This window comes from Rothia sp. ND6WE1A, assembly GCF_001683935.1.
Classification (GTDB): Bacteria; Actinomycetota; Actinomycetes; order Actinomycetales; family Micrococcaceae; genus Rothia; species Rothia amarae.
In genome coordinates this window covers 59,977-78,820 of record NZ_LXTU01000060.1, presented here as the reverse complement: position 1 = coordinate 78,820, position 18,844 = coordinate 59,977, and the positions used below count along the sequence as shown (strand labels likewise).

Below are 18,844 nucleotides of genomic sequence, written 5' to 3'. Positions count from 1 at the left end.
AATACTGCTGTAAATCTTATCCTTTCATGTGCGTGAAGACCTAACAAATAGCTCATTCATGCGGGTTCACAGGAAACTGTTGACAGGAAGTTCAATGACTCATACCCCGCCATCCTTACGGCAGAACGCTGCGGCGTCCTCCCGCGCTGACCACGCGCGCCCCAAAAGCAAGGGGGGGTGGGCGGTACAAATCTTCGGCGAAATCCTCATCACAGTGGGCCTAGTGCTCCTGCTCTTCGTTGTCTGGCAACTCTGGTGGACCAACCTCGAAGCGAACGCAACACAAGAGGACGCCGTACAATCGCTGTCCCAAGAATTCAAGCAAGCAGCCAAGGATCAGAGTAAGCCCTCCAAGACTTCTGACCATGCTACTGCCGAACCTCAGCCGAACTGGGATCCGCAAACACCTGAAATCACCGCAGAACCTGGCCACGGCGAGGCATACGGTATCGCCTACATTCCACGCTTCGGCGAAAACTACCAGCGCCCCCTTGCTGAAGGCACCAGCACCGACGTCCTCGACGCCCTAGGGCTGGGGCACTACGACGGCACCGCCATGCCAGGCGACATCGGAAACTTCTCCCTGGCTGGCCACCGCCAAACCAACGGCGCAGTACTCGACCGGGTAGAAGAAATTCAACAGGGCGACCATATTTACATTCAAACAGCTCAAGGCTTCTACACCTACACGGTCTACGAAACCAAAATCGTGTTACCGACCGAAATGAGCGTCATCGCCCCCGACCCCGCTCATCCCGGCGCTCAACCCACCGAGCGTCTTCTCACACTCACCACCTGCCACCCACGCTACGGCGATACCGAACGCTATATCGTCCACGCAAAATTCGACTCCTGGCAGCCGCTCTCAGCCGGCGCACCAGACGAAATCAAAGCAGCTGTTGGCCTCTAAAACCCTGACCCAAGAGTAAGGTAAAACCCATGTACGGATGGATTTTTAGGCATCTTCCCGGGCCTCTCTGGATGCGTATCCTGATTGCCATTGCCCTCATAGCGCTAGTGATCTGGTGCCTCATGGAATTCGTATTCCCCGCATTCGTGGAATACAGCCCCTTCTACCGCGATGTCACCATCGACCAATAGCACTTCTCAGTAACTGGAGACCCCACACCCATGACTAAAATTCTCGTAATAGATAACTATGACAGCTTCGTATTCACCCTGGTGGGCTACCTCGAACAGCTAGGGGCTGACATCACGGTCATCCGCAACGACGACCTCACCGTCGAAGCCACCATCGAACTGGCACAAGAACACGACGGCGTCTTGGTTTCTCCCGGTCCGGGTGCACCAACAGACGCCGGAGTTATCATCGACGTCATCAAATGGGCCGCAAAAGCACACAAACCCCTGCTGGGAGTATGCCTAGGGCACCAAGCAATTGCTGAAGCATTCGGCGGTACCGTTACGCACGCACCCGAGCTCATGCACGGCAAAACATCCCAGCTGGTTCATCAGAACGAGTCGGTGTTCAAAGACGTACCCAGCCCCTTCACCGCTACCCGCTACCACAGCCTCGCCGTCGTGCCGGAAACTATGCCCGAGGAGCTCACCGTCACGTCCACCACCGATAACGGAATCATCATGGGGCTTGCCCATCAAAGCGCCCCCATGCACGGCGTACAGTTCCACCCCGAATCGGTACTCACCGAAGGCGGCTACCTCATGCTAGGTAACTGGCTAGAAAGCCTGGGGCTCGAAGGTGCAGCCGAGAGGGCGAAATCGCTTTCACCGCTCATCGGCTCATAACACCTTCAAGCCCCAGGCTCTATGGTTACAGATCCCGCGGGCGAATTACCTGTTACGGCTAGACGCCGATGCTCTCGGGGTAGGCGACGCACTAGCTTCTGCCGGCGTGGGAGCTGATGCGCTCGCAGACGGAGTAGGCGATGGGTTTCCGCCGGGAGTCAGATCTGCTGCATCGCTATTCTCAGAATCAGCAGGTGCCGAGACCGAAGGAGCTGCACGAGTAGGCACTGGCGCCGCCGTCGGCGTAGGAGTCTGAGCTACCTTAATAGTCACCGTGCTACCCTGCTCAACCGAGCTACCCGCAGCAGCACTCTGAGAAACCACTGTGCCAGCAGGGGCTGAGTTGGTCTGAGTAGTCTCAATGTTGGTGCTGAGCATAACTTCAGAGTCAGAAAGTGCCGCAATAGCCTGATCGCGGGTCATGCCGGTGACATTCGGTACCTGAACCTTACCGTTGGACAGCACAATGTCTACGGTAGAGCCGGCATCCACCTGCTCGCCCGCTTTAGGGGAAGTAGCAACCACCATGCCCGTGGGAACGCTGGCGCTATTGACCGTAGAAGTTCGACCGGCTACAAAACCAGCCTGCTCTAGCGCAGTACGCACGTACGCCTCAGACTGACCGCTTAAATTATCAGGAATCTTCACCTTTGAAGGACCCTTAGAAACCGTCAAAGTTACCTCTGAACCTTCTTCAACCTCAGTACCGGTCACCGGTGAGGTCTTGATGATGTGATCCTTCTCGATCTTGTCCGAGTATTCTTCTTCCCACTTCACCGAAATATTGTTATTGCGCAAAGTGTTAGCTGCTTCTTCGCGCTCCATCCCCTGCATTGCAGGCAGCGCATGGGTTGGAACCCTATTGAGCTCATTCTGGTAGTAGAGAACGGTTCCAATGGAGAACAGTGCCAGAGCCGCAATCAACATGCCGGTGAGAACACGAACCCATGCCTGACGTCGTCGTTTCTTCTTTGCCAGCGCCTCATTGCGCTCGTATTCGTATAGCTCTTCGTCCGTGTATTCGGACTGTGCGTTATCGAACCAGCCTCCCAGACCGGCTTCTTCAACCGGGGGAGCGGTATCGGTGCTCGACGCCGCTGCATAGCCTGCTGCGCCACCGGCAGCTGCACCAGCGGCCGTGGATCCAGTTGCGGAAGTAGCGGCTAAAGCTGTGGTGGGCTGAGTATCCTCACCCGTGTAGAGGGGCGCAGAACCAGGGTGCTGCTCGGCGTCCAAAAGCGCGAAACGGAAATCGCTGGGGGTTTGGAAGCGATCCTGCCGAGACTTAGCCAAGGCCTTACCTAAAACCGCATCGAGAGCCGGCGAAAGAGCCTGACGCGCATGGGCGCTAGGAGCCTCAGCGGTTTCACTTAGATGCTTACCGGCAAGATCGACGTTCGAATCAGCGTTAAAGGGCGAACGGCCACAGAGCATCTCGTAAATGAGGCACGCCGCTGAATATATGTCGCTACGGGAATCTACGGTTTCTCCGCGCGCTTGCTCAGGAGAAATGTAACGGGCAGTCCCCATGACAGTGTTTGCCTTAGTCAGCGAGCTATCAGGTGCTGCCATCGCCCGGGCAATGCCGAAATCCATGACCTTGACTTGCCCAAACTGCTCCTTCGAAACATCTTCATCAGTCCGCGGCAAAACCATCACATTAGCAGGCTTGATATCGCGGTGCACAATGCCCGCATTCGCCGCATATTGGAGAGCCTCAAGAACCTGCGCGCCATAGGCAATAGCCTCATGGACAGGAAGCTCACCGCGTTCGGAAAGAATCGAGCGTAGGGTCTTACCTGGCAAAAGCTCCATCACCAGGAAAGGAACCTGTACCGACTGGTTGCCCTGCGCCGACTCGAAAACACCCGTGTCATAAACACTCACAATATTAGGGTGATTGAGAGCAGCTACCGACTCCGCTTCACGCCGAAAACGAGCGCGGAACGTCTCATCACTAGCATGCTCCGGTCGCAAAATCTTCAGAGCTACCTGGCGGCCCAGGCGAGTGTCTTCAGCCGAGTAAACGGTCGCCATTGCGCCCGAGCCAATCTTCTCATTGACTCGGTAACGGTTGTCTATAATCTCGGGAATCGAAAATTCCATAAAATTCACCAGTTTTAGTTCGCGGGGGTAGATGATGCGGAAGGCTCAGACGCCGGCGATGCGGACGCTGATTCTGAACGCTGAGAGGTTCCTGAAGCTGAAGACGCGGGGGCGCTAGCTACGTAAACATCTACGCTACTACCTACTTCAACCTTTGAGCCGGAGGTGGGGTTGGTCCGCAGAACCGTGTTAGGATCCGCAGACTTAGATTCTTCATTATGAACCTTCACGTTGACACCCAGTTTAGTGATTTCGTCAATAGCCTCGTCGGCGTTCTTACCTTCCAAATTGGAAGGGAGGGTGACCGACTGCGGACCAGTGGAGTACTCCACGGTCACCGTACTACCAGGCGTTACAGCGCCCACAGGAGAAACCGATAAAACAGTGTCCGATTCCTTATCCGAGGTCACTCCGGTTGTTTTAGTGGAGAACCCTAGCGCAACCAGCTCATTCACGACGTCCTCTAACGGGCGACCCTCATAAGTGGCGGCGTCAATATTGACGGTCTGCTCCGCTTTCTGGCTTTCATCCGACGCCGTAGGGGCTGCCACCGTGGAGACCGTGCCCGCAGCGGTAGGGGAGGAGTCTTCTACGGCGTTCTTGGAAGAATTCTGCCCAGCCAACACGAACCAGACAATCATGCCAATAATCGCCAGAGCCAAGAGGAGGGAGACCCACAACCAGCCCGACTTTTTCTTCTCAGGCTCATAAACAGGACGGGAACCGTATGCAGCCGCTGGAGCAACCGCAGGCATCTCCGCCGTGTTGGGCTGAGGGGTGTACTTCTTGCCCGAGCCAAAACGCTTAGCAGAGGGAGCCACCGTGGTGGGAGCAGTCACGACCTGGGTTGACGACGTCTGCGCGCCGTCGGGCAAGAACTTTCCTAGAGTAGGAACAGCCTTGATAGCAGCAGGAATGTCCTGACGGCGAATTGCATCAATAGCAGACGCAAGAGCAGTTGCACTCTTGGGGCGCTCCTCAGGATCCTTCGACAGCAAGCACATAATCAGTGCCGCTGCCGGTGCAGGAATCTTAGTGGGAAGAGCCGGTGGCGGGTCATTGACCTGAGCCAAAGCAATAGCAATCTGTGACTCGCCCGTGAAGGGGCGGCGTCCTGCCAAACACTCATAACCAATGATGCCCAACGAGTACATATCGGATGACGCCGTAGCCTGTTGTCCCGTTGCCTGTTCCGGTGCCAAATACTGAGCGGTGCCCATAACCTGACCGGTGGCGGTGAGAGGTACCTGGTCAGCAAGGCGGGCAATACCAAAGTCAGTAACCTTTACCCGATCGTCCGGAGTGATAATCAAGTTGCCCGGCTTGACGTCGCGGTGCACCAAACCCTGCGCGTGGGCAGCAGCCAGCGCACGAGCGGTCTGCGCCATGAAATTCAAGATGCGATCAGAGTCGAGCTTGCGTTCCTTCTCGATAATCGCAGAGAGAGGTTCGCCAGGAACCAACTCCATGACCAAGTAGGCAGAGCCGTCTTCCTCGCCGTAGTCGAAAACATTGGCGACGCCGGGATGATTCAGCAACGCTGTATGGCGCGCCTCAGCACGAAAACGCTGGAGGAAACCGGGATCACCGGTATATTCCTCTTTCAGAATCTTGACCGCAACAATACGGCCCAATACCTTATCGCGCGCTTTCCAAACCTCACCCATGCCACCAATAGCAATACGCTCAGTTAGGTCGTAGCGACCACCTAAGGTCGTTTCAGTTGAGGGTCTCACCTGTTCAACACCGCCTCAAAAATTTGTTTCGCTGCGGGAGCTGCGAGCGATGCTCCCTCAGCGGTATCAACACCTTCATATACGACCGCAACGGCTACTTGTGGATTGTCTGCGGGTGCAAAGCCCGTAAACCACGCATTGTTCAAACCAGTAGTACCGATTTCGGCGGTACCGGTTTTACCCGCTACCTTCACGCCGTCCACCGCAGCACCGGAGGCAATGCCGTTATCCACGTTATTTACCATCCATTCTTTCACCTGCTGAGCGGTATCTGCAGAAGTTGAAGTTCTCCATTTCTCCGCAGAAAACTCATACAGGGTGCTGAGGCTATGAGACTTGACCGACCTAATCAGGTTCGGTTTCATCTGGACGCCGTCGTTGGCGATGGCAGAAGACATCATGGCAACCTGTAACGGGGTGGTCTTGACGTCATACTGACCGATTGCCGCTTGAGCCAGTTGGCTATCAGTCATGTTCGATGGGAAGACCGATTCCGATACCGAAAGCGGGATGCTCAGCGAGGAATCACCATAACCAAAGTTCTGAGCAGTCTTTGCAATTTTCTCTTGGCCCAAATCCATTGCAATTTGGGCAAACGGAGTATTGCACGACTGCGCTAAAGCCCATTCTATGGTGGCATCGGCGCGAGTTGCACATTGACCGTTCACATAGTTGGGCAAACTTGCTGTGGTGCCTGGCAACGGCAGATTCTGTGGGTTAGGAATCACAGAATCTTTGGTGTATTTGTCGGACTCAAGAGCTGCTACAGCATCAATAATTTTGAATGTGGACCCCGGTGCGTAGGTATCCCCGCCAATTGCCCGGTTCATCAGCGGACGTGCAGGGTCAGCATTCAAACGCTCGTAAGCTGCCAGAACCGACTCGTTGTTATGCGAAGAAAGCTCGTTCGGGTCATAAGACGGCGAACTCACCAACGCAAGAACCTCACCGGTCCTTGGATTCATTACCGCGATAGCGCCCTTGTGCCCCTGCAACGCGTTATAGGCAATCTGCTGAAGCTGGGTATCGACGGTGAGCTCCACCGTGGCGCCCTGAGCTGAATTACCGCTAAACATTTGCGAAAGACGGTCATAGAACTGGCGATCCGAAGTGCCCGAGAGCTCCTCATTCATCGCCGACTCTAAACCGGTTGCACCATAAATCGACGAGAAATAACCGGTTAACGAAGCATACGTTTCAGGGTCAGAATAAGTTCGCTGGAAATCATAGCCATCATTAGAAGCAACCGATGAGGCAATCTCAGTTCCGCCGACCACAATAGAACCACGCTGAGAACCATAACTCTCATACATGCCCCGCGAGTTCCACGCATGCTCACCTAGGCGCTTTGCATCAAAGAACTGAATGTACGAGAGAGAACCCAACAAAAGCACAAACACGCATGAGGCAGCGAGCCAAGCGCGGCGAATAGATCTATTCACGAGCATCTCCTACCTTCGTTGAACCCTGATGAGAAGTTTCGCTAATACGTGAGATGACGCTGGTCGCGCCGTCTGCCTCACCCTGGCGACTAATGCTTTCAGGTACATCGTCATAGGTTTCCACCACATGAGGTGCCCGTGCCGAATGAGAAATAGAAAGCAACAGCGCCACAATCACCCAGTTAGCCAACAAGGACGAGCCGCCAGCAGACATAAAGGGCGTCGTCAGACCGGTCAATGGAATCAACCGAGTCACACCACCAATGACCACCAGCAACTGAATAACCATTACCAGCGAAAGACCTGCCGCCAGCAACTTACCGAATGCATCCGGAGTACCCAGCGCCGCGCGCATACCGCGCGTCACTAGTAACAAGAAGAGCATCAAAATCGCACCCAAACCGAGCAGACCCAGCTCTTCACCTAAGGCAGTGATAATCATGTCTGAATTAGAGAAAGCCACCAAATCTGGGCGGCCATTGCCCCAACCCCGACCAAACAAGCCACCAGAAGCCAATCCAAACAGCCCCTGAACTACCTGACCAGAACCGCCAAAAGGCTGATTGTAGATCTCAGGATCAAACGCATGAACCCACGCATAAATACGGTAATGAACATGGCTAATGAAGTTATACGCCAGAACGCCACCCACAGCCACAAACACCAGACCCAGCAAGACCCACACAATGCGGCCTGTTGCCAAATACAACATGCTCAAAAATAGACCGAAGAACAGAATCGCCGAACCTAAATCCTTCTGCAAAACCAGAACACCAATGCTAATCAGCCAAGCAACAAACATCGGCGCTAAATCACGAAAACGCGGCAGACGAACCGGACCAACCTTCTTGCCCGCCAGCAAAATCAAATCACGATGAGTCGAAAGATACCCGGCAAAGAAAACAGCCAAAGCAATCTTGGCAATCTCACCCGGCTGGAAAGTACGCCCCAGAACCGAAATCCAGATACGCGCACCATTAATCTCCACACCTAAACCGGGAACCAACGGCAATACCAGCAGAACTAACGCAATAGCCAGCGACGTATAAGTAATCCGTCGCAAACCCCTATGATCCTTTAAGAAAAATAGCGTAACAGCCGAAGCAACCATCGCCACGCCCGTCCATATAATCTGAGCCGCGCCAGCGTTCGCTGCCGTCGTCAAGTCAATACGGTAAATCATCGCTAACCCGATGCCGTTGAGCGCCACCACGATCGGCAAAATAAACGGATCAGCAAAACGCGCACGCACATACAAAACAATGTGAATCAACAAAGCGCCAATACCCAGCACACCGGCAGCCAACAACCACGTGGTATCCCCCTTCGCAACAGCCTCAGGATCAACCATCCACATACTCGCGGGGCAAATAGCCACAGCAATCAGCGTAAAGAACAACTCAACAAACCGGCGCGGCCTCGGAATAGCAACCCCTGCATCACCGTGCGAATCAGAACGCCTTAAACCAAAGAAATTAGCCACCAGAACCCTCCGATGCGCTCGCACTCGGCGTTACCGTAATAACCGAACCGGGGCTCGGCGAAGGGCTCGCGCTTTGAGAAGCAGAAACCTTCTCTTGCACCGTAGCCTGAGTCTCAAGATCATTCACGATACGCTTGGTCTCCTCCAGATCCTGGGCAGTAATAGTGCTCTTCACCAATGATTGGGAATACTCGGGCAACTTATCGACGTCCACATCGGTTTCCTCCACTACTTCATAAAAATGGAGGGGGCCAACCGACTGCGGAATACCGCTAAACACCGCAACTTTATTATTGTTGACACCCACGTAATACTGGTGCGAAACCCATGAGAAAAAGGTAAGAACGCTCGCCAAAAGCACACCAACGACCAGCACCGTAGTAAAAATGCGTAAGGGCCACTTAGCGCGTTGGTGCCGCTCTTCACCAGCTAACATGGCTCGAATTTCTTCAGGAAGTTCTGAAGGATCTTCAACTGGCTCAGGATGCTCGGTGTTCACCAACGTTGCCCGGCGCTCTACCGTACGAGTTGTCACCGCCGGAATCATGCCGGTGTTAGTGGCATTCGCTGCAGCTCCCACAATAATGTGCGGGCGCTCGTCCAGCTCTTTCCGCAAAACCGCCGCCGACGAATCATCCTGGTCCTCAGGGCGCTCGTCCATGCCCGCGGACTCCGTCATCATGTTCAGCACGCCATCAGAGAATGATTCCCCGCGCCACTTGCCGTGGCTCAGAGCATGACGAAGCTTCACATTTCCTGGAAGACGACGGCGCCACTTACTTGTTGGGAGAGAACCGTCGGCATCTTCTTCATCCAACGGTTCAAAAGTTACATCCGCTTCACCGTGCTCGGTGACCCGGTGCTCAGGATATACTTCGCCCAGCAGCGTGCCGTCCTGCGAATATCGCCGAATCGGAATAATAGGTTGCGGCGACGTCACCGCCTGAGAGAGCGAATCCTCCGCAATAACTGCCAACGTGACAACAGTGATGTTATCCGGGGCCCCACGATCAAGCGTGAGATTAACCAGCATGTCTGTAATCTCTTGCAAATCGTTGGTAGAGCGCATGATGGATTCAATCTCATCGTTGCTCACCACGGTGTCTAAACCATCCGAACTCAGCACCCACTTTTCGCCAATTTCGGCGTCCAGGCTTTTGAGTTCTAGTTCGGGGGAGGCGTCGACGTCGCCCAGCACCCGCATCACCACGTTCTTGTGGGGGTGTTTCTCTGCTTCTTCTGGGCTAATCCGCCCTTCTTCGAGTAGGCGCTGAACAAAAGTATGATCGGTAGTAATCTGCTCAAAGCCAGATTCGCGCAGGCGATAAGCCCTCGAATCCCCAATATGCGCCAACTCAATTTTTTCGCCGTCAATCAGCAGGGCGGTGCAGGTGGTTCCCATCCCAGCGAGCCGGGGGTTGAGGTCTACCAGCTCATTCATGATGATGTTGGCGTTGGTAATCTCATCCGCCAGATAAACACCAGCAGACCCTTGGAAACCCGAATGATCCAGGGGGGTGAGGTCTAAAACGGTGGTCGCTGAGGCGACGTCGCCACCTGCATGCCCGCCCATTCCGTCTGCTACAACGGCAAGGTAATGGCCTGCATAACCGGAGTCGTCATTTTTTGAGCGTACCCTACCCACATCAGAGCGCGCGGCGAACTGGAAAGCGATTCCCATAGGTTATGGCCTCAACTGCATGGTGGTGCGGCCTACTCGAAAGTCAGAACCGGGCTCAATGGGCACAGCGCGAGTCAGGCGCGTACCGCCAACGAAGGTGCCATTAGTTGAACCGAGATCCTCTAAAAACCAGCGTGACCCCTGAGGGAAGAGACGGGCATGGCGACCGGAGGCGTAGTCGTCCTGCAAAGAGACCTCAATATCGGTAGCGCGCCCCATCGTGACGGGCTGATCGGTCAGGCGCATTACCGCCCCTGCCTGAGCGCCATCGGTAATAACAAGCTGGGTGGGGCGTGCAGGCGGCGTCGGCTGGGTCTGCCGCGGTTCAGCGGACACCTGATCTGCAGCGGGGACAGCTCGTGCAGTACGGAAATTGCGCCCCACACCGAGATCGCGGCGTGCTGCCGCCAAAATCATGAAAATGAAGACCCACAGCAACGCCAAAAACGCGAAGCGTAGCAGGGTCACGGTAATTTCAGAAGCCATTTAACGTTCACTCCTTGGAACCATCAGGCGAAATACGATGCGCGCCCTGCCCATAGTCAACACCGAGCCATTAGAAAGTTCCCTGCGACCCACGAGCTTCTGACCATTCAGATAGCTTCCATTCGTAGAACCGAGATCAACGGCAAGGTACACGCCGTCTTGCTCAATAATCTCAAGATGACGGCGGGAGACACCGGTGTCATCCACCGTGATGTCGGCATGGGAACTGCGACCAATAACCACCGGCAAAGAATTACAAGAATAGTTCTGCCCGTTAATTTCTAGAACTACCTGGGAAGGTGCGGGTCGCGGCGGGGAATACGATGCGCGGGCATTCTCCGACAAATACGCCACGGGAGCGGGGCGCTGAACCTGCTCGGGTGAAACCGACGAAGGTTGCGGGCGCGCAACTCGCGGCGCGCGCGAACCCGGGCGCGTAATACGAGTAGGTAAAGGATCCTCTTCCATTGCTGGGTACTGAGCACCAGCGGGTACCGAGCGTCGAGGACGTTGAGTAGTTTCAGCAGTGCGGGGGGAAGCCTGCGGTGCCGCAACTTTCTCCTGCGCCGAGCTCACCAGAAAATCTCCGGCCTCTACGGCGTCGTCCACCGAAAAAGTTACGCGAACCGAACCGCGCAACGAGTAGCCCTGGGCGCGGGCGTGCCGAATAACGACGTCGCACAACTCCTCGGCCAGAGGCGCACCCCAGCCTTGGATGCGCGGGAAGTCTTCTTCAGCAAAATCAATAGTGAAGACGTTCGGCGCAATCGTTCTGCCCGACGAAATGGAATATGCCTTGTTATCCATCGTGGTACGCACGCGATTAGCGAGGTCAACTGGTTCAAACTGAGAGCCGCCCTTAGAAAAGGTGCCGCGTACGGCCTTTTCTAGGCCCTGCTCAATCTTGTTGATGAACCCCATGCTTGGCCTCCTCGAGTGGTATCAGGGCAGATGCTCAACCTATGAGTTGAACAGCATAGCCATTCTTCTTGTGGATAACCTGAGAGCTAAGTTCTCACTTTCTCAAACAAACTGCCCAATCTAAGTTGAGAATTCAGCACACAGTACAGCACCCAGTCTAGTGGAAAACCTGAAAGAACCTCGGAGAATAGGTTAAGGAGAGGTTTTATTCGCTGTTGTGAGCCAGTGCATGAGGGGTAAATTGGACGGGTTATTGATTTCCCGTGTATAGTTTTCTCTGTTGTTATCTGACTTTGGTTCAGAAAACAGTGAGCGCAAGTGGCGGAATTGGCAGACGCGCTGGCTTCAGGTGCCAGTGATCGCAAGATCGTGGGGGTTCAAGTCCCCCCTTGCGCACCGCGTAAAGCCCCGATTCGAAAGGATCGGGGCTTTTTTGTTTCAAAAATTTGGGGGTCGAGGTACCAGATGGGTGAGCGAGATACCGTTTTAAAACGGTATCTCGCTCACCTTTCTAGTACTTGACATGGGGTGTTGTGAGCGGGCAGCGTTTTATGGCGAATACCCCCTAGTGCTGCGCCATAAGAGAGACAGGGCGCTCTTTACTATTAACAAGAAGCTTCTTTTTGACAGTTGAAAACCCGCGCTTTTGAAAGTACCCCCTATTCCCCCGGTGCACGCGGCGTGAAACAGAAGCGATCATTGCATTTCCCCTGCAACAAAGGTGGGAGAGTTGAGCCGTAGCTCCTCTCCCACCTTTATCTTTATGAACTGGAGAAAGCGTTATTTCTCTACAACGTCAGGAGTAATTTTTGCCGTGAAGTAACCGGTGGTAGCAGCTAAGCTAGGACTTCGTACCGAGGTGTACAGGGCGGTGGATTCGTTTAGTAGATACCGTCGGGTGAAATTGCCCTCTTGTTCTTGTCCTTAAGGACGCTGGAATCTACTGGCAAAGTCTGAGAAAGGGACGCGCCATTCACAGCAGTTACCACAATTTTGTTGGTAATACGGTTAACGCCAGCTAGACCGTCTCCAAAACTGAACAAAATATCAGGCAATGCGTTACCGCCGGTTGCGAGGGGCGGAATGGACGTGCCTGCAGGAATCGTCCATGTAAAAGTAGTGGTGCGGGTAGCTGCGGTGTAAGTCCTGGTACCGAGGGTTCCGTTTGAGCTACCAATGATGAAGCTACGCTGGGTCGTCGTATTGGTATTGAGGCCTATGACGTTGATGGTGAGAGTCACTGGCTTGGTGAGGGTCTGAGTGGAGCCGTTGCTCGTTCCAAAGTTCAAGTAAACCGAGTTCTGCCATCCATTAGCTCCCCCGCCTCCATCAAAGTTGACGGCGAAAATACCGGAAGCTGCATAAGCGGGAACAGCGGCAGAGGCGATAACAACGGGAACAGACCACGCTGCACCAGTAAGAGTTTGACGTCGAGAAATATTCACAAAAAATCCTAGGGGGAAAGCTAGAGCTTCTGTTTGAGAGTAGCCCCGGGGGAAATACTGAACAGAGCGTACTAAATAAAAGAAAACCTGCATAGGGTATTGTGAGCGGTTCCGCTCGATAAATTGCTTATTCGCTGGAAGAAAGCCCCGAAGCTCTCAAGAAAATTTGGGCTCCGGGGCATATCTCGTCCGCGCAAGCTTTTATGCCTCGGTACCTTCATTGGGGCGCTTGCCCAGCGAATCGTCCAGGCGCAACAGCCCCGAGCCGTCGTCGCCCACCATCTTAATCTGCGCAAGAATCTCCGAAACAGTAGCTTCCTCTTCAATCTGTTCATTAATAAACCAGTTCAAAAGAGGGCGGGAGTCGAAGTCGCCAGCCTGGTCTGCCTCGCGGTAAAGATCGCGAATGGACGCCGAAACTTTCTGCTCGTGCGCCAGCGCTGCCTCAAAAATCTCGGCGGCGGAAAGGCCCTGCTTAATAGTGTGGGCGGGGATAGCGCCAATATTGGAGTGGTTACCGCGGTCGGAAAGGTGCTGAATGAACTTGTTCGCGTGAACAATTTCCTCATCAGCCTGACGGCGCAACCATTCGCTCATGCCCGGTAGATCCTGCTCGTCAGCTTCGATAGCGAGCTGGCGGTAAACCATGGACGCGGCGAATTCGAGGGTGATTTGATCTTGGAATTTTTTCTCTAGTTCTTTATTCATCTGCATATTTAAAAATTTACCTCCCGGGGCAGGCGTTGTCACCATTATTTACGGACCATGACGCCGGGCGGGAGTCGGTGAAGGGGCTTGTCATAGCTCGTTCATCACATTTAGCAAAAATAAGTTTGCAGAAGTGCAATTTTTGCAGAACTGTAAGTAATATAGTTTCGTTCGCTTACCTATTCCCACGTGCTATCGCATCTGATAGCTACCGAGAAAATCTAAGCAACCGCCTTACTCTCATCGGTTCGAATCCAACAAGGATTCATTCACCAGAAGGTTTTTACTTGGCAACAGCAACAACAGAAGTTCGTTCTGCGGAAGCGTCTAAGACTCCGGTCATGACGCACCGTCAGATCATGCTCGTCATCATCGGCCTTATGGCCGGCATGTTCCTATCATCGCTTGATCAAACAATCGTCTCCACCGCAATCCGAACTATTGGTGACGACCTCCACGGACTTGAACAGCAGGCATGGGTTACCACCGCCTACATGATCACCTCCACCATCACCACCCCCATCTACGGCAAGCTCTCCGACATGTACGGACGACGCCCGCTCTACATCTTCGGCATCATCGTATTCATCCTGGGTTCTTTGCTCTCCACTTTCTCTACTTCTATGGCAATGCTCGCAGCATTCCGTGCTTTCCAGGGAATCGGTGCAGGCGCGCTGATGTCCTTGCCCATGGCAATCATGGGTGACATGCTCGCACCTCGCGAACGCGCTAAATATCAGGGCTACTTCTTAGCTATCTTCGGTATCTCATCGGTCATTGGCCCACTGGTTGGCGGACTCTTTGCAGGCGCAGACAGCATCTTCTGGATCACTGGCTGGCGCTGGGTATTCCTCGTGAATGTTCCCATTGGCCTCGTAGCCCTCGCTATGGTGTGGAAATTCCTCCACCTACCCTCCTTTGGTGAAGCAAAAGCAAAGCCTCGCGTAGACTGGTGGGGTGCGACCTTCGTCGTTGTGGCACTGGTACCCTTGCTCCTCGTAGCTGAACAGGGCCGTGAATGGGGCTGGGCTTCGGCAACCTCGATTACCTGCTACGTCGTCTCTGCTGTGGGCTTGCTTGCCTTCATCCTCACTGAATCCCGCATGGGCAACGACGCGATTATTCCGCTGCGTCTCTTCCGCTCCAAGCCGTTCTCGATGGCAACCATTTTGGGCACCCTCGTAGGTTTTGGCATGTTCGGTGCCATGATGACCATTCCGCTGTTCTTGCAGATTGTTCTTGGCCTGACTCCCACCGAATCAGGCTTTGCAACTCTGCCCATGATGGCGGGCATCATGCTCTCCTCGATCGTCTCCGGTATCTTGGTTTCAAAGACCGGCTCCTACCGCATCTTCCCGATTACCGGTACTTTCCTGGTGGCATGTGGCTACTTCTACCTGACCTTCATGACCATTGACCGCCCCCTCTGGTTCTTGATGATCGGCATGTTCATCATCGGACTGGGCCTCGGTCAGCTCATGCAGTCCCTTACCCTGGCAGCACAGAACGCCGTCGCGCCGTCCTACATGGGCGTAGCAACCTCGGCCGCTACCTTCTTCCGCCAGATTGGCGGCACCATGGGTACCGCGATTCTGCTCTCCATTCTGTTCTCGGTCATGCCCACCAACATCACCCACGCCATGAGCAACGAAGGGGACCTGCGTAACGGTCTCGACGCCGCACTCAACCCCACCGTGGCAACCGCACCTGCAAACCAGGGCGTCATGGATCAGATGTGGAACAACATCGTGAACCCCGTGAAATCCAATATTCAGACGCAGCTCGACGGCGCTACCGAACAGATCAACTCGAAGATTCCGGCAGGCGCCCCTGCTGAGGTTCGCGCCCAGGCTTTGAACTCTGCGGCAGAACAGGCACACGCCAGCGTAATCGACGGCAAGCTCGCAGTGGACTGGTCTGACGACGCCGAGCGCGGCTACTGGGTAGACCAACTCGCACCCAAGATGGCAGAAGAAGTCGCTAACAAAGCTGACTCAGAAGACACCAATTCTGATGCCTCAGCTTCAACCTCAGACACTTCCTACCTCAACGGTGCAGATGCTCGCCTGACTCGCCCCTTCATGGAAGGCTTCAACGAGTCAACTCTCGCTGTCTACCGCGTGGGCTTGGGTGTAATCCTTGCGGCATTCGTTCTAACCCTGTTCTTCAAGGTTCCGCCGCTACGTAACGTCTCCGGTCTTCAAGAAAGCGCCGACGCCGCAGATGAAGCCGCAGCCGAGAACGCTGATAAACAGCGCGACCTAGACCGCGAAGGCGCAGTTCTCCATAGCCAGGTAAAAGATGCCTCCACCGGGGCCCTTCCCGTGCAGGTGATTGCAGCAGCAACCGACGCAGATAAAGCCAAAGATTCCGTAACAAACAACGAATCAGAGGCTCACTCTGGTGCACTCTCCACTGATGAAGCTACTGTAGACACAGCGAACCAGCGCGTGGGAAAACACGGCGAAATTCGCGCAACAGAAGCCAATGAATCAGGAGAGCCCGTGAAGCACGCTCAGCCGCGCCACACCGCCGCTATTGAAGAAACCGAAACTCCTGCAGGATTCACCCGGACTACCCAGCCCACCGCTGAAGCCCTGCTTGCAGATTCAACCAACCGCCGTCGCGATCTGCCGGTAGACCAGTCACCTCTTAAGAAATGGTTGCCCGCAGCAGGCATTTCAGCTGCCGCTCTTGCAAGTGGTGGGGTGCTGTTCTCGGTGCTGCGACGTCGTCGCAACCGCTAAGCGGTAATCACTGACTGAAGCAGCCACCGGACTCATGAGAGTGTCCGGTGGCTGCTTCTTTTTGTGTGTAGAGGCGGAGCGGCGGGTTTGTACCAGTTAGATAGCACCGTACTGGTCATTTAGCTGGTACGTGGTGAGTTAGCTGGTACAAACGGTTTGAGCAACTAAAACCGCAGGACGCGCGGTCCGCCGTCCTCGCCCTCAGAAAGGTGAGGGTTGGATGCCGAATCCGCCGTCTCTGTCTGCTGCGCGAAGTCGCTACTGGGGGCAAAACGGGTGGTCTTTCCGCGCGTCTGCGACCCTGTAAGAGATGCAACCCCGGCAGATACAGAACCACTCTGGGAGGCACCCGAACTAGCGGTGTATGTGCTAAAAGAGTCCGAGGATTTATCGCCGTGAACGGGCACGAGCTTAGCCGCATAATCAGATACCGAAGGACTCTCCTGCACTCCGTACTTCTCCGGATTGGAACGCACCTTTTTCTCATGGTGCGCTCGCGAAAACCACGCTATGGGGCCAAAAATAGGTAGTCCGAGCGCCAGCAGTAGCCACCCAATTTTCTGCAGCTCATTGAAGTAAGGATTGCGGTGAATCGTAAAAACGCAGAAAAGTGCCAGTGCCAAAGATGCAAAAACGGCGATAAGGATAGCCCAGCTCAGCATCTCCGGCGGCAGGTTGGTAGCGGCAACATGAGTCATGCCATCTACCCTAGCGGTTTAGCCCAACTCGTGCCGTAAAGCGGTGAGCAAGTCTGTTTCGAAGAACGTGTAACCGCTTTGTTCGAGCTTGGAACAGCTCACGTTTTGGTCTGCGAGAGCTAGTTCGTCGGCACCCTGTTTTTTGAGCAGAAGTTGAGGCCCCAGGCGAGGAATGGGCAGAACAACCGGGCGATGTACCGCTTGCCCCACGGTCTTTGCCAACTTTTTAGCGGTAACGGGGGTGGGGGCGACGGCGTTGACCGGACCTTCGAGACTGTCCGTGAGCACGGCGTGTACATAGATGCCCGCAATGTCATCGAGCGACACCCAGCTTTGCATATTTTCGCCCTTACCTACGGCACCGCCTGTCCCGGTGAGGAAGAGGGGGAGCTGTAGCCGCAGGGCTCCACCCAGGGCACTTTGGACGACGCCGGTGCGCACGTTCACCACGCGGATTCCGGAGGCACGCGCTGGCTCGCAGGCGGCTTCCCATACCTGACATACTTCGGCAAGGAAATCGTCGCCAGCCGCAGACTCTTCACGCAGCAATTCTCCTGCACGCGATGAGCCGTAGTAGCCAATAGCTGAAGCACAGATAAAGGCACGCGGTCCACCGGTCGGAGCCAGCTTTGCCAATGTTTCCGCTAGTAAAGTGGTGGATTTTTGACGGGATTCGAGAATTTTCTTTTTGTTCTTTTCGGTGAAGCGCGTGTTAATGGATGCTCCGCCGAGGTGAATGACGGCGTCTGCGCCGTCGAACGCCGCGAGATCGATGGTGCCCTGGTCTGGATCCCAAGCAAACTCGTTGGGCGAAGAAGGTTCCTGGCGCACAAGCGTCCGCACAGTGTGTCCGCCGCCGGTGAGAAGTGCGCGTACCTGCGTGCCCACCATGCCAGATGCACCGGAAATCACCACGGTTTGCGGTTCAGAGTCATAGCGGTCGTGGAAGAGAAGATCGGCTTCAAGCCTGCGATTGCGCTCGTTGAACATAGCTTCCACAAAGTTTGTGATTCGCCGTTGCGCCAAAGGCTCAGTCTTCTTGAGCGCGGTGCCGAGCAACGACGTCGCACGGTGAGCTACCGATCGGGGCAGAGTCTTGAGCGCGGGAGAGACCGGGGTGTTCTGCGCATGGGGGAGTGCTTCAAAATCTACGGTGTCCCGAATAATGGTTTGGTTCGAGGTGGTGAGAAAATCGTGGGTGTGTTCCCATGATTTCAACGGCCCGGAAACCATGCGATCGGCAAAGGAATCTTCTGAAAGAGCGGTCTGTTCGCTCACCCATTTTTGAGTGAGAAGTCCACGGGTACCTGGTACTGCTGCTTGCACCACCGAGGTGTTTCCTGGTTCTAGTGACTGTGCTTCTTTTTCTACAGACCCTGCCCAGTGAGGCGTCAAGCGGGTGAGGGCGCCGGGGCGGCGATGCCACTGAAGCACTGTCTCTAACGGAAAATTGACGGTTGATAAGTGAGAATACTGGGCCATGAGGTCTTTCCTATCGGGATATTTTACTTCACAGTATCACTCAGTACCCTTACGAGTAGGCAAAACATAAAATAAACCGCCGGACTCTCCCCTACATAAGGGCGAATCCGGCGGCTCACGGACGGCGCAACCAGCGAGTTTT

General features: G+C 54.7%; 15 protein-coding genes and 1 tRNA gene. 5 read left to right on the top strand and 11 right to left on the bottom strand.

Going from position 1 to position 18,844, the window contains the following annotated elements:
- The first annotated feature begins 94 nt into the window (after positions 1–94).
- The 3 genes from A7E48_RS08185 to A7E48_RS08180 are packed head-to-tail and all read left to right on the top strand — an operon-like array spanning position 95 to position 1,767.
- Positions 95–910, top strand: a complete 816-nt coding sequence (locus A7E48_RS08185) for a class E sortase (protein ID WP_068171997.1) — start codon at positions 95–97, stop codon at positions 908–910.
- A gap of 29 nt (positions 911–939) precedes the next feature.
- Positions 940–1,101, top strand: a complete 162-nt coding sequence (locus A7E48_RS11255) for a hypothetical protein (protein ID WP_190617473.1) — start codon at positions 940–942, stop codon at positions 1,099–1,101.
- Positions 1,102–1,131: 30 nt separating this feature from the next.
- The gene (locus A7E48_RS08180) at positions 1,132–1,767 is read left to right on the top strand and encodes an aminodeoxychorismate/anthranilate synthase component II (RefSeq protein WP_068171993.1); all 636 of its coding nucleotides are present in this window, start codon (positions 1,132–1,134) and stop codon (positions 1,765–1,767) included.
- 45 nt (positions 1,768–1,812) lie between these two features.
- On the opposite strand, the gene pknB is transcribed toward A7E48_RS08180, so the two are convergent.
- The 7 genes from pknB to A7E48_RS08145 are packed head-to-tail and all read right to left on the bottom strand — an operon-like array spanning position 1,813 to position 11,622.
- Positions 1,813–3,873 carry a Stk1 family PASTA domain-containing Ser/Thr kinase gene (pknB, locus tag A7E48_RS08175; protein ID WP_068171990.1) on the bottom strand — a complete coding sequence of 687 codons (2,061 nt, stop codon included), beginning with the start codon at positions 3,871–3,873 and terminating at the stop codon, positions 1,813–1,815.
- Positions 3,874–3,887: 14 nt separating this feature from the next.
- Positions 3,888–5,609: a protein kinase gene (locus A7E48_RS08170; protein WP_068171987.1), complete on the bottom strand. Its 1,722-nt coding sequence runs from the start codon at positions 5,607–5,609 to the stop codon at positions 3,888–3,890.
- Positions 5,606–7,051 (bottom strand): penicillin-binding protein 2, encoded by a 1,446-nt coding sequence (locus A7E48_RS08165; RefSeq protein ID WP_068172059.1) that lies wholly within the window; start codon positions 7,049–7,051, stop codon positions 5,606–5,608. The genes A7E48_RS08170 and A7E48_RS08165 overlap by 4 nt, the downstream gene beginning before the upstream one ends.
- Positions 7,044–8,534, bottom strand: a complete 1,491-nt coding sequence (locus tag A7E48_RS08160; RefSeq protein ID WP_233126042.1) for an FtsW/RodA/SpoVE family cell cycle protein — start codon at positions 8,532–8,534, stop codon at positions 7,044–7,046. Before A7E48_RS08160 ends, A7E48_RS08165 begins: the two co-directional genes overlap by 8 nt.
- Positions 8,527–10,215, bottom strand: a complete 1,689-nt coding sequence (locus tag A7E48_RS10855; protein ID WP_083147309.1) for a PP2C family serine/threonine-protein phosphatase — start codon at positions 10,213–10,215, stop codon at positions 8,527–8,529. The genes A7E48_RS08160 and A7E48_RS10855 overlap by 8 nt, the downstream gene beginning before the upstream one ends.
- A 3-nt stretch (positions 10,216–10,218) precedes the next feature.
- Positions 10,219–10,701: an FHA domain-containing protein gene (locus A7E48_RS08150; protein WP_068171984.1), complete on the bottom strand. Its 483-nt coding sequence runs from the start codon at positions 10,699–10,701 to the stop codon at positions 10,219–10,221.
- The gene (locus A7E48_RS08145) at positions 10,702–11,622 is read right to left on the bottom strand and encodes a DUF3662 and FHA domain-containing protein (protein ID WP_068171981.1); all 921 of its coding nucleotides are present in this window, start codon (positions 11,620–11,622) and stop codon (positions 10,702–10,704) included.
- 312 nt (positions 11,623–11,934) lie between these two features.
- On the opposite strand from A7E48_RS08145, the gene A7E48_RS08140 reads away from it, so the two are divergent.
- Positions 11,935–12,018 (top strand) — tRNA-Leu (locus A7E48_RS08140).
- Positions 12,019–12,503: 485 nt separating this feature from the next.
- Here A7E48_RS08140 and A7E48_RS08135 read toward each other — a convergent pair.
- Positions 12,504–13,067 (bottom strand): hypothetical protein, encoded by a 564-nt coding sequence (locus A7E48_RS08135; protein WP_141669424.1) that lies wholly within the window; start codon positions 13,065–13,067, stop codon positions 12,504–12,506.
- A gap of 201 nt (positions 13,068–13,268) precedes the next feature.
- Complete coding sequence (locus A7E48_RS08130) at positions 13,269–13,781, bottom strand: ferritin (RefSeq protein ID WP_068171975.1); 513 nt, start codon at positions 13,779–13,781, stop codon at positions 13,269–13,271.
- Between the two features lie 281 nt (positions 13,782–14,062).
- Between A7E48_RS08130 and A7E48_RS08125 the strand changes: the two genes are divergently transcribed.
- Positions 14,063–16,522, top strand: coding sequence for an MDR family MFS transporter (locus A7E48_RS08125; protein ID WP_369796773.1), 2,460 nt, complete (start codon positions 14,063–14,065; stop codon positions 16,520–16,522).
- Between the two features lie 164 nt (positions 16,523–16,686).
- On the opposite strand, the gene A7E48_RS08120 is transcribed toward A7E48_RS08125, so the two are convergent.
- Together A7E48_RS08120 and A7E48_RS08115 are read right to left on the bottom strand one after the other, a co-directional pair.
- Positions 16,687–17,220 (bottom strand): PLD nuclease N-terminal domain-containing protein, encoded by a 534-nt coding sequence (locus tag A7E48_RS08120; protein ID WP_068171972.1) that lies wholly within the window; start codon positions 17,218–17,220, stop codon positions 16,687–16,689.
- An 18-nt stretch (positions 17,221–17,238) separates the two neighbouring features.
- Positions 17,239–18,702: a TIGR01777 family oxidoreductase gene (locus tag A7E48_RS08115; RefSeq protein WP_068171970.1), complete on the bottom strand. Its 1,464-nt coding sequence runs from the start codon at positions 18,700–18,702 to the stop codon at positions 17,239–17,241.
- Between the last annotated feature and the right edge of the window lie 142 nt (positions 18,703–18,844).